General features: G+C 60.8%; 10 protein-coding genes and 2 tRNA genes. All 12 read right to left on the reverse strand.

The annotated features are described in order from the left end of the window. Positions 1-2 precede the first annotated feature (2 nt). The 12 genes from AOA61_RS27345 to AOA61_RS27400 all read right to left on the reverse strand — a co-directional run bounded on the left by AOA61_RS27345 (position 3) and on the right by AOA61_RS27400 (position 12,150). A tRNA-Asp gene (locus tag AOA61_RS27345) sits at positions 3-76 on the reverse strand. A 55-nt stretch (positions 77-131) separates the two neighbouring features. Next, positions 132-207, reverse strand: a tRNA-Val gene (locus tag AOA61_RS27350). Positions 208-307: 100 nt separating this feature from the next. After that, positions 308-1,072 carry an SDR family oxidoreductase gene (locus tag AOA61_RS27355; RefSeq protein WP_099603132.1) on the reverse strand — a complete coding sequence of 255 codons (765 nt, stop codon included), beginning with the start codon at positions 1,070-1,072 and terminating at the stop codon, positions 308-310. An 11-nt stretch (positions 1,073-1,083) separates the two neighbouring features. Then, the gene (locus AOA61_RS27360; protein WP_099603133.1) at positions 1,084-2,295 is read right to left on the reverse strand and encodes an O-succinylhomoserine sulfhydrylase; all 1,212 of its coding nucleotides are present in this window, start codon (positions 2,293-2,295) and stop codon (positions 1,084-1,086) included. 65 nt (positions 2,296-2,360) lie between these two features. Continuing rightward, the gene (gene purF / locus AOA61_RS27365; RefSeq protein WP_032888260.1) at positions 2,361-3,866 is read right to left on the reverse strand and encodes an amidophosphoribosyltransferase; all 1,506 of its coding nucleotides are present in this window, start codon (positions 3,864-3,866) and stop codon (positions 2,361-2,363) included. A gap of 41 nt (positions 3,867-3,907) precedes the next feature. Continuing rightward, positions 3,908-4,465, reverse strand: coding sequence for a CvpA family protein (locus AOA61_RS27370; protein WP_003192538.1), 558 nt, complete (start codon positions 4,463-4,465; stop codon positions 3,908-3,910). A 257-nt stretch (positions 4,466-4,722) separates the two neighbouring features. Continuing rightward, positions 4,723-5,373 (reverse strand): SPOR domain-containing protein, encoded by a 651-nt coding sequence (locus AOA61_RS27375; RefSeq protein WP_099603134.1) that lies wholly within the window; start codon positions 5,371-5,373, stop codon positions 4,723-4,725. After that, positions 5,357-6,664 (reverse strand): bifunctional tetrahydrofolate synthase/dihydrofolate synthase, encoded by a 1,308-nt coding sequence (gene folC, locus AOA61_RS27380; RefSeq protein ID WP_099603135.1) that lies wholly within the window; start codon positions 6,662-6,664, stop codon positions 5,357-5,359. Before folC ends, AOA61_RS27375 begins: the two co-directional genes overlap by 17 nt. After that, positions 6,661-7,581: an acetyl-CoA carboxylase, carboxyltransferase subunit beta gene (gene accD, locus AOA61_RS27385; protein ID WP_032888267.1), complete on the reverse strand. Its 921-nt coding sequence runs from the start codon at positions 7,579-7,581 to the stop codon at positions 6,661-6,663. The genes folC and accD overlap by 4 nt, the downstream gene beginning before the upstream one ends. A 244-nt stretch (positions 7,582-7,825) precedes the next feature. Next, a complete protein-coding gene (locus AOA61_RS27390; protein WP_099603136.1) occupies positions 7,826-8,446 on the reverse strand; it encodes a phosphoribosylanthranilate isomerase in 621 nt (206 codons plus the stop codon). A gap of 63 nt (positions 8,447-8,509) precedes the next feature. Next, positions 8,510-9,334, reverse strand: a complete 825-nt coding sequence (gene truA / locus AOA61_RS27395; RefSeq protein WP_099603137.1) for a tRNA pseudouridine(38-40) synthase TruA — start codon at positions 9,332-9,334, stop codon at positions 8,510-8,512. A 230-nt stretch (positions 9,335-9,564) separates the two neighbouring features. Then, positions 9,565-12,150, reverse strand: a complete 2,586-nt coding sequence (locus AOA61_RS27400; protein ID WP_099603138.1) for a FimV/HubP family polar landmark protein — start codon at positions 12,148-12,150, stop codon at positions 9,565-9,567. Positions 12,151-12,180 lie beyond the last annotated feature (30 nt).

Raw genomic sequence — 12,180 nt, forward strand, 5'->3', positions numbered from 1 at the left:
GGCGCAGCGGACGGGACTCGAACCCGCGACCCCCGGCGTGACAGGCCGGTATTCTAACCGACTGAACTACCGCTGCGCGTCGGTGCAACTTTTAACGTTGCGTTTTACCCGAAGGTAAAACTCTCAAGAAGTGGTGGGTGATGACGGGATCGAACCGCCGACCCTCTGCTTGTAAGGCAGATGCTCTCCCAGCTGAGCTAATCACCCTTTGCTTCGTTGAGGCCGCGAAATTTACGCAGGTAGCGGACCTAAGTCAATAGCCTGCTTGAAGTTTTTCTGAAAAAGACAAAATTGCTTCAAGACCCCACTACTCGCTGTAGATCATCTTCTTGCTCATACCACCGTCCACCACGAACTCCTGGCCAGTGACAAACCCGGCCTGGCGCGAAAGCAGCCACGCCACCATTGCCGCCACATCCTCCACTACCCCCACCCTGCCCGCCGGATGCTGGGCATGATCGGCGTCAGTCAACGGCTCGGCACGCCGCGCAGCGGGGTCACGGGCATCGATCCAGCCAGGGCTGACCGCATTCACCCGCACTTCCGGCCCAAGACTCATCGCCAAGGCATGAGTCAGGGCCAGCAGGCCGCCCTTGCTCGCCGCGTAAGCCTCGGTATCAGGTTCCGATTGACGGGCCCGAGTCGACGCCAGGTTGACGATGGACCCGCCGTGAGCACGCAGGTAAGGCGCACAGTGCTTGGCCAGCAACATCGGCCCGCTTAGGTTCACCGCCAGCACGCGGTTCCAGTAAGCCAGGTCCAGGCTTTCCAGGGTGATATTGCGCGGGTCGGCCACCGCCGCGTTACACACCAACGCGTCCAGGCGGCCGAATTGCCCGAGCACTTCAGCAACCCCTTGGGCAACCTGCTTCTCGTCGGCCACGTCCATGGTGATAAACCAAGCGTTCTCGCCCAGCACCTTAGACACCTTGGAGCCGCGCTCGCGATCCAGGTCGGTCAATACCACTTGCCAGCCTTCGCTGATCAGCCACGCGGCAATCCCGAGGCCAATACCTCGTGCCGCGCCAGTCACCAGTGCGACGCGCCCATTACTGGCCGTTGCAGCCTCCATGGACCATTCGATCACAAGGCAGCCAGCCCGCGGGCCAGGTCTGCCTGCAAGTCGACCACGTCTTCCAGGCCTACCGCGATGCGGATCAGGCTGTCCCGAATGCCGGCCGCTTCACGCTCCTGCGGCGCCAGGCGCCCGTGGGAGGTGGTGCTCGGATGGGTAATGGTGGTTTTGCTATCCCCCAGGTTGGCCGTGATGGAGATCAGACGCGTCGCGTCGATAAAGCGCCAGGCGCCCTCTTTGCCACCCTTCACCTCAAAGCTCACCACGGCACCGAAACCACGCTGCTGGCGCTGGGCCAACTCGTGTTGCGGATGGCTCTTGAGGCCGGCGTAGTGCACTTTCTCGATACCGTCCTGCTGCTCCAGCCACTCGGCCAGAGCCTGAGCGTTGGCGCAATGAGCTTTCATGCGCAGGCTGAGGGTTTCCAGGCCTTTGAGGAAGATCCATGCGTTGAACGGGCTCAGGGTTGGGCCGGCAGTACGCAAGAAACCCACCACTTCCTTCATCTGCTCGCCGCGACCGGCGACCACGCCACCCATGCAACGACCCTGGCCGTCGATGAACTTGGTAGCCGAGTGCACGACGATGTCCGCGCCCAGCTTGAGCGGCTGCTGCAAGGCCGGCGTGCAGAAGCAGTTGTCGACTATCAGCATCGCGCCCTTGGCGTGAGCCACTTCGGACAGCGCGGCGATATCCACCAGCTCGGCCAGCGGATTGGACGGGGACTCGACGAACAGCAACTTGGTGTTGGCCTTGATTGCAGCGTCCCAGCCGGACAAATCTGCCAGGGGCACATAGTCCACTTCGATACCGAAGCGCTTGAAGTACTTCTCGAACAGGCTGATGGTCGAACCAAACACACTGCGCGACACCAACACGTGGTCACCAGCGCTGCACAGACTCATCACCACCGACAGGATGGCCGCCATGCCGGTGGCCGTGGCCACCGCTTGCTCAGCGCCTTCCAGGGCCGCAATGCGCTCTTCGAACGCGCGCACGGTCGGATTGGTGTAGCGCGAATACACATTGCCTGGCACTTCGCCCGCAAACCGCGCAGCCGCATCGGCGGCAGTGCGGAACACGTAGCTGGAGGTGAAGAACATCGGATCACCGTGTTCGCCCTCTGGCGTACGGTGCTGGCCAGCGCGCACAGCCAGGGTATCGAAAGCTACGCCATCGAGGTCGCTGTCCAAGCGACCGGCATCCCATTCCTGACTCATGCTGCGACTCCTTACTCAATTCTTTATTTAAGATACAAAACCGGCCCCTCAGGGCCGGTGTTTACTCAGTTGTTGTACAGATCGATGATCGCGCTCACCGCCTGGGTCTTGATCTTCGACGAGTCGTTACGCGCCTGTTCGATCTTGTTCAGATAAGCCTCGTCGACGTCACCGGTCACGTACTTGCCGTCGAACACAGCGCAATCGAACTGGTCGATCTTGATCTTGCCACCGCCGACAGCCTCGATCAGGTCCGGCAGATCCTGGTAGATCAGCCAATCGGCGCCGATCAGGTCGGCCACGTCCTGGGTCGTGCGGTTGTGTGCGATCAATTCGTGAGCGCTCGGCATGTCGATACCGTACACGTTCGGATAACGTACGGCAGGCGCTGCGGAACAGAAATACACGTTCTTAGCACCGGCTTCGCGGGCCATCTGGATGATCTGCTTGCAGGTGGTGCCGCGCACGATGGAATCATCCACCAACATCACGTTCTTGCCGCGAAATTCAAGCTCGATGGCGTTGAGCTTCTGGCGTACCGACTTCTTGCGCGCTGCCTGGCCCGGCATGATGAAGGTACGGCCGATGTAGCGGTTCTTCACGAAGCCTTCGCGGAACTTGACGCCCAAATGGTTCGCCAACTCCAGCGCCGCAGTACGACTGGTATCCGGGATCGGGATCACAACGTCGATGTCGTGTTCAGGACGCTCACGCAGGATCTTGTCGGCCAGTTTCTCACCCATGCGCAGGCGTGCCTTGTATACCGAAACGCCGTCGATGATCGAATCCGGACGCGCCAGGTAGACGTGCTCGAAGATGCACGGGGTGAGTTTCGGCGCTACGGCGCACTGACGGGTGTGCAACTTGCCGTCTTCGGTGATGTACACCGCTTCGCCCGGCGCGAGGTCGCGGATCAGGGTGAAGCCCAGCACGTCGAGGGACACGCTTTCGGACGCGATCATGTACTCGACGCCTTCGTCGGTGTGACGCTGGCCGAACACGATTGGGCGAATACCGTGCGGGTCACGGAAACCAACGATGCCGTAGCCGGTAATCATCGCCACGACGGCATAACCGCCGACGCAGCGGTTATGCACGTCGATCACGGCGGCGAACACGTCTTCTTCGGTGGGCTGCAGCTTGCCGCGCTGGGCCAGCTCGTGGGCAAACACGTTGAGCAGCACTTCCGAATCGGAGCTGGTGTTGACGTGGCGCAGGTCAGACTCGTAAATCTCTTTGGCCAGTTGCTCAACGTTGGTCAGGTTACCGTTGTGCGCCAGGGTGATGCCATAAGGCGAGTTGACGTAAAACGGTTGAGCCTCAGCCGAGGTCGAGCTACCAGCAGTCGGGTAACGCACATGGCCAATGCCCATGTGTCCGACCAGGCGCTGCATGTGACGCTGATGAAACACGTCACGTACCAGCCCATTATCCTTGCGCAGGAATAACCGGCCGTCGTGGCTGGTCACAATACCGGCAGCATCCTGGCCGCGGTGCTGGAGGACGGTTAGCGCGTCATACAGCGCCTGATTGACGTTCGACTTACCGACGATACCGACGATGCCACACATGCGACGCAACCCCTACTTAATGAATCTTGACTGAACACAGCTTACTGAGGCGTTTTGGCCGGTAAGAGGTGTTCCTTGAACGGAAGATCAGCGGGTACGCTGATCCCGCTGGCCAGCCACTGACTGCTCCACCCCAAGATGAGGTTCTTGGACCAATCTGCAACTAATAGAAATTTTGGCACGAGTACCGACTCCTGCCACCACGAATCCTGCTGTACCGGCCCCAGGCTCAACAGCCCGACCGCCACGACCACCAGCAACGCGCCACGCGCGGCGCCAAAGGCCATGCCGAGAAATCGATCGGTCCCGGAGAGGCCGGTGACACGTATCAATTCGCCAATAAGATAGTTGACCATTGCTCCCACCAGCAGCGTGGCGATGAACATGATGGCGCAGCCCGCGATGACGCGAGCCGAGGGTGTCTCTATGTATCCGGCCAGGTAGACCGACAGTGAACCACCGAACATCCAGGCTACGACTCCTGCGATGATCCAGGTCAGCAACGACAGTGCTTCTTTTACGAAGCCGCGGCTTAGACTGATCAAAGCGGAGATGGCGACGATTGCAACAATCGCCCAATCAACCCAGGTAAATGGCACGTTTGAGCCTACGGACAGATAAGGCGGCGCATTTTAGCAGAGCGCCGGGCTATCGGTAAGCTGTGATTGCAGCTGCTTTGCAAATCAATAGTTTGTGGCGAGCCAGCACCATTTCAACCCATTGAAAAACCAATGTGGGAGAGGGCTTGCTCCCGATGGCGGTGGATCAGTCAATTCATCCGTTGACTGTCACACCGCCATTGAGAGCAAGCCCCCTCCCACATTTGATCGCATTCCAAGCCAAAATCGATGCGGACTCAGCCGCGCTCAGGCTGGAAACGCGTAACGAACCCCTTCAGATTCTGCTGGCGATCCAGCAAGTCACGCAGGCGATCCGCCTCGGCGCGCTCGATCAGCGGCCCGATAAACACGCGATTCTTGCCATCAGCACTGCGAATATAGGCGTTGTAACCCTGGCTGCGCAGCTTCTTCTGCAAGGCATCGGCACCTTCGCGATTGCCCAGGCTAGCCACCTGGATCGACCAACTGATCGGCAAGCCGTTAGGATCGATACGGCTCTGACCCACGTCCGGCTTGCCCGGCGCGGCAGGTTGTGGCGCTACCGGCTTGGGCGCAGGCACCGGTGCGGCAGGCTTGGCGGATACGACTGGAGCCGGAGCGGGCTTGACCACCGGCACGCTCGGCTGCACCGGCGTAGAGGGCGCCGCCATTTCCTCATCGGTCGGCACAGGCTCTTCCTCAGGCAAGGCCTGGGGCTCAGGGACCACAACCGGCTCAACCTGCACCTGCGGCAATGACGGTGCCTCGGGCGCAGCCGGGGCCTCGACGACCACTTGGCGCTGTTCGTCCTGACGGGAAAACAGCATCGGCAGGAAAATCACCGCCAATGCCACCAATACCAGGGCGCCGACCATTCGCTGCTTGTATGCGCTATCCAGTAATGCCATGTGCAGCTTCCTCCGTGGAGCGCCGGGCCAACCATTCAAGCGCCTCGGCAACACAATAAAATGATCCGAACGACAGAATCTCGTCCTCGGCCGTCGCTAACGCGCACTGCGCCTCAAGGGCAGCGGTCACGCTTGCATACGACGTCACGGGCGCACCAAGGTTCTGCAACGCAACTTTAAGCTCTGCGGCCGGACGGCTGCGCGGTGTATCCAGCGGCGCCACCGCCCACGCCTGAACACTGCCCTGCAACGGTGCAACCACGCCGTCCAGATCCTTATCGGCAAGCAAGCCAAAGACGGCCAGACGACGCCCCACCGGCGGCGTAAGCGCCAGGCGCTGCGCCAGGTACTCGGCCGCATGAGGGTTATGACCTACATCCAGCAACAAGTTGAGGCGTTTGCCCTGCCACTCGAATGCGCGACGATCCAAGCGGCCCACCATTCGGGTTGCCAGCAAAGTCGCAGCAATCTGCTCGGCATGCCAAGGCAGATCCAGCAGCAGATAGGCTTGCAAGGCGAGCGCGGCGTTTTCCATCGGCAGGTTCAGCAGCGGCAGATCGCGCAGCTCTACAACTTGGCCACGGGCATCCCGCCCTTGCCACTGCCAGTGCTGCGCGCCGATTTCAAGATTAAATTCGCGACCACGCAGGTAGAACGGGCAATCCAGTTCGCGCACCTTGTCCAGCAAGGGCTGCGGCGGATCCAGATCACCACACAGCGCGGGCTTGCCTTGGCGGAAAATTCCGGCCTTTTCGTAAGACACCGACTCGCGGGTATCCCCTAGGTAGTCAGCATGGTCAACACCAATACTGGTCACCAGCGCCAGGTCGGCATCCACCACGTTGACTGTGTCCAGACGCCCACCCAGACCGACTTCCAGAACCACCACATCCAACTGCGCACGCTCGAACAACCAGAACGCAGCGAGGGTGCCCATCTCGAAGTAAGTCAGGGAAGTCTCGCCCCGGCCGGCATCCAGTGCGGCGAAGGCTTCGCAGAGTTGCTCGTCAGTGGCCTCAAGGCCATTGAGTTGCACCCGCTCGTTGTAGCGCAGCAGGTGCGGTGAGCTGTACACGCCTACCTTCAGCCCTTGGGCTTGCAGCAGCGCGGCGACAAAGGCGCAGGTAGAGCCTTTGCCGTTGGTGCCGGTCACCGTGATCACACGCGGTGCCGGACGGCCCAACCCGAGGCGGGCCGCTACCTGTTGCGAGCGCTCCAGGCCCATGTCGATGGCGGACGGATGCAACTGCTCAAGGTAGGCGAGCCACTCGCCCAGGGTACGTTGGGTCATAGGTTCGCAGGCACTGGCGGTACGACGATAGGCTCGACTTTAGGCGCGACGTACACAGGTGTCGGCAGGCCCATCATTTGCGCCAACAGGTTACCCAGACGTGGACGCAGTTCACCACGCGGGATGATCAAGTCGATTGCGCCGTGCTCCAGCAAAAACTCGCTGCGCTGGAAACCTTCCGGCAATTTCTCGCGAACGGTCTGCTCGATCACGCGCGGGCCGGCAAAGCCGATCAGGGCTTTTGGCTCGCCGACGATCACATCGCCCAGCATCGCCAGGCTGGCAGAAACACCACCGTAGACCGGGTCGGTCAGCACGGAGATGAACGGAATACCTTCTTCGCGCAGACGCGCCAGCACCGCTGAGGTCTTGGCCATTTGCATCAGGGAGATCAGGGCTTCCTGCATACGCGCACCACCGGAGGCGGCGAAGCAGATCATCGGGCAACGGTTTTCCAGGGCGTAGTTGGCGGCGCGCACGAAGCGCTCGCCGACGATGGCACCCATGGAGCCGCCCATGAAGGAGAACTCGAACGCCGAGACCACCACCGGCATACCCAGCAGCTTGCCGCTGACCGAAATCAGCGCGTCCTTCTCACCGGTCTGCTTTTGTGCAGCGGTCAGGCGGTCCTTGTACTTCTTGCCGTCGCGAAACTTCAGGCGATCCACTGGCTCCAGGTCAGCACCCAGCTCGTTACGGCCGTCAGCGTCCAGGAAGATGTCGATGCGGGCGCGGGCGCCGATACGCATGTGGTGGTTGCACTTTGGGCAAACGTCCAGGGTCTTTTCCAGCTCCGGACGGTACAGCACCGCGTCGCAGGAAGGGCACTTGTGCCACAGACCTTCAGGAACCGAGCTTTTTTTCACCTCGGAACGCATGATCGAAGGGATCAGTTTGTCTACTAACCAGTTGCTCATGCTTTCTTTCTCCAGTACCGGTGGCTTGAACACAGCCCCGCGTATGCCCTTGAGCTAAATTCATATGTGGCGATGACGCCGGCTGGACGGGGTCAGACGTTCGACCTGCCATTTCCAGCCTGCATCCTCAGCCTTCCAGACAACCTGCCAGCGCAGGGTTGCCACTTCATTTCCGGGCCATCCTCAGACGGCACCGGGCTGTTTTACACAGTGGTAGTTATGGACGGCGGCAGACTGCCAGCCGTCACATCCCGCGCACAGCCTGCATAAATGCGCGAATCTTGTCGTGATCCTTGAGACCCTTGCCCTGCTCCACGCCACCACTGACATCCACGGCGTAAGGGCGAACTTGCTCAATGGCTGCCGCAACGTTCGCGGGATTGAGCCCACCTGCCAGGATGATGGGCTTGCTTAATCCCTCAGGAATCAGCGACCAATCGAACGCTTCGCCGGTGCCACCGGGCACGCCTTCGACATACGTATCCAGCAAAATCCCGCGGGCGCCACCGTAGGCGGCACACGCGCTGGCGATATCGTCCCCAGACTTCACGCGCAGCGCCTTGATATACGGACGCTGATAGCTTTCACATTCGTCCGGGGTTTCGTCGCCATGAAACTGCAACATGTCCAGTTGCACGGCATCCAGGGTTTCATTGAGTTCACAACGACTGGCATTGACGAACAAACCCACGGTAGTCACGAACGGTGGCAATGCGGCAATAATCGCCCGCGCCTGCAACACATTCACCGCCCGCGGGCTCCTGGCATAAAACACGAAACCAATGGCGTCCGCCCCCGCCTCGACTGCCGCCAGCGCATCTTCTATGCGGGTAATCCCGCAAATCTTGCTGCGAACGACGGGCATATCGTAGAAACCTCAGGGTTGGACCGAGAAAGTCCCGGATGGTAACAAAAGCTTTTCCGGGCGTCAGCCGCCAAGTTCGCTGAATCCGGTAAGGAAGTGCGGCCCGATAAATCGCTGGGGCAGTTCGAACTCGTCGCGGTACTCCACATCCACCAGATATAGGCCAAATGGATGCGCAGTTCCCCCGCCGGTACGGCGAACCCTGCTCTCCAGCACTTCCCTGGCCCATTCGACCGGGCGTTCGCCGGTACCGATAGTCATCAGCACGCCGGCGATATTGCGCACCATATGGTGCAGAAACGCGCCAGCGCGTATATCCAGCACGATCATCTTGCCGTGGCGGGTCACACGCAGGTGGTGGACTTCCTTGATCGGCGACTTGGCCTGGCACTGGCCGGCACGGAAGGCGCTGAAATCATGCACACCCACCAGATGCTGCGCGGCCTCGGCCATGCGCTCGGCATCCAGCGGACGGTGGTTCCAGGTGATTTCTTCGTTAAGGTGCGCCGGGCGGATCTGGTCGTTGTAGATCACGTAGCGGTAACGCCGCGCAATCGCCTTGAAGCGCGCATGAAAATGCGCTGGCATGACCTTGGCCCAGCTGACGCTGACGTCGTGGGGCAAATTGATGTTGGCGCCCATCACCCAAGCCTTCATCGTGCGCTCGGCCTGAGTATCGAAGTGGACCACTTGGCCACAGGCGTGCACACCGGCGTCGGTACGTCCGGCGCACATCAGCGAAACGGGCGAATCGGCGACCTTGGACAGGGCCTTTTCCAAGGTTTCCTGTACCGTCAGCACGCCAGAGGCCTGGCGCTGCCAGCCGCGATAGCGCGAACCTTTGTATTCCACGCCCAGGGCGATGCGGTAAAAGCCTGCGGCCGCCATTTCGGCGGCCGCGTTATCTATATTTGCCAAGAACTGAGAGCCTGATGAGTTGCGCAAAGGCGGCCATTATAAATGCGGCAGCCGTGTGACGGGCGCTTTTGTTGGAGATTGACGCAGACCACATGCGAGAGGGGGCTTGCTCCCGATAGCGCCGTGTCAATCAGCACCTGCTGGGCTGATCCATTGCTATCGGGAGCAAGCCCCCTCCCACATCAGAGCGGTATCGACCTTCAGATTTTGCCGAGCATTTCCTTGGCTTCGCCGCGTTGGGACTCGTCGCCTTCGGTCAACACTTCGGAAAGGATATCCCGAGCGCCGTCCGCATCGCCCATGTCGATATAGGCCTGGGCCAAGTCCAGCTTGGTAGCGACCTCGTCGGTACCAGACAGGAAGTCGAACTCCGGCTCATCATCACCCAAGGCTGCGTCTTCAGCAGTGAAAGATGGCTCGATGGGTGGATGCTCAAGGCTCTGGGACAGGCGATCCAGCTCGGCGTTGACATCGTCCAGCTCCGATGCAAACGCGTCAGGCTTGACGACTGCGTCCGGCTCATCGGCAAGGGACAGATCAAAATCTTCCGGCAGGTCGAAGTCATCCACGGCCGCAGGCGTCAGCGTAGGCGGCTCAACGGCAGGCACGTCGTTCATCTGATCTTCAAGGCCGGACAGGAAGTCATCATCGGACTGAGCTGACGTCGGCGCATCCAACTGCAGGTCCAAATCAAAGTCAGACAGGTCGTCCGAGGCCGGCTTAGTGGCGGTTTGCTCTCGCAGCAGCGACTCGAATGTCTGCTGATCGTCCTTGATCTCGGCCGGTGAAGCAGCCTCCAAATCATCCAGGCTCAAATCAAAATCGGTGTCAAAAGCCTCTGGCTTGGGGGCTGCCGGTTTGTCTTCGAGCAAGTCCTTGACGTACTGAGCATCCAGCGCAGCGGCAGCAACCGCCGCACTGACGCCTGCCGCCAACACCGCCATCGCCGGAAAGCGCGACTTCAGTTGCTCGACCTGGGCGTGGTTTTCACCATTGGCCACCAGTTGACGCTCCTGGGTCACGAAACCGTCTTTGTCACTCTGCAGGCCGTAGACCTCCATTAACTTCAAACGTAGGTCACTGCGCTTGGGCTCGTGCTTGATGGCTTGTTCGAGCACATCAGCGGCCTGGTTAAGATGACCACGATCGATATGGGACTGGGCTTGCACCAGTGCGTCGTTGGCGTTTTGCGGCGCAACGGCAACGGCCAGCGGCGCGAGCACGGAGGCGACCGTCGGCACTACCACTGCAGGCTCAACCACTGGAGCGGGCGCCGGAGCGGCGGACAGCTTGACGTTCGGCGGCGGGACTTCAAGCCCCTCGAAACTATCCGAAGGAAGGTCGTGTTCGATATCAGAGGTAAATTGCGGCTCTTCGGCCAATGCACGCGCCATCCGCAGGTGTTTTTCCTCTTCGCGACGGGCGTTGCGATGGCGCAGCCACAGCAGCAGGAGCAACAACACCACCAGGCCCGCCGCACCACCGATCACAGAGAGGACAACCGGGTTGGTCAGCAGGTCATTGAACTTGCCTTCGGGGGCGTCAGCTGCGGCAACCGGTGTAGCCGCTTCCGGTGCGGGAGCAGCTACCGGAACGGCCGGCGTTGGTGCTGGTGTTGCCGCCTGTTCGGCGGGGGTTGCCGGAGTGGCTGCCGGTTCGCTGGCCAACTGCGCGGGCATCGCCGCTGCAGCCGTTGCAGCCGTTGCCTGCGTCGCCGGGTCGCCTTTTTCCGCCTGCAAACGGGCCAACTGATCATTCTTCAATTGAATCAGTTTTTGCAGTTTATCCAGCTGGCTTTGCAGGTCAGCTGCACGGCTCTTGAGTTCGTCGTTATCGCGGCGAGTGGTATCCAGCTGTTCCTGGGTCATCGCCAGCTTGTCGCTCAGACCCTGGCTGCCGCCCGCCTTGCCCTTGCCGCCCTTCTTGGCCGCCTCGGCCGAAACCAGGCTCAAGTTGTCCTGGGCATTGGTGGTCGACGGCGCACTGCCCGCCTGGGTACGCTTGGTGGCGTCCAGTTGTTGCTTGCCGGCGGCCTGGTTGGCTGCCGTGCGACGCCCCTGGCGCCAGGCATCATTCTGCGCGCGAACTTCGGCAATCGCCTGGGGTTGCGGCAGTGCGGTGCTTTGGACAGTGTCCGGCAGGCGCAGCACCTGGCCGGTTTTCAGGCGGTTGATATTGCCGTCGATAAAGGCGCCAGGGTTAAGCGCCTGAATCGCAAGCATGGTCTGCTGCACCGAACCGCCATTGCGGTGTTTCTCGGCGATTTCCCATAGGGTGTCGCGGGAGGTGGTGGTGTGCTGGGCCGGTTTGCTTGCGGCAGGCGCGGCGCTGGCAGGTGCGCCCAAGCGTGGGGCTGGCGCCACAGCGGCCGGTGTCGACCGGTCGAACTTGGACGGATCAAGCAATACGCTGTAGTCGCGCATCAAACGACCATTGGGCCATTGCACTTGCAGCAGAAAGCGAACGTAAGAGTCAGGCAGCGGCTTGCTGGAGGTGACACGCACCACGCTGCGACCGTTGGGGTTGATCACTGGGGTAAATGTCAGGTCATTGAGGAATGCCTGGCGATCGACGCCGGCATCCACAAACGCCTGCGAGGACGCCAGGCTAGGAGTGATCTCGGACGCGGTGAGGCCGCCGACATCGAGCAATTCGATTTCCACCGACAGCGGCTGGTTCAACTTCGACTTGAGGGTCATTTCCCCCAGCTGCAGCGCCTGCGCCATACCGGAGGACAGCGCCGAGGCGGCCGCTATTGCTAACACCAGTTTGCGAACTTGAACCATAGCCTCATCCTTTGTTTGAACACTCCCCGG

It is taken from the genome of Pseudomonas sp. 2995-1 (assembly GCF_002742505.1).
In the GTDB taxonomy this organism is placed as follows: domain Bacteria; phylum Pseudomonadota; class Gammaproteobacteria; order Pseudomonadales; family Pseudomonadaceae; genus Aquipseudomonas; species Aquipseudomonas sivasensis.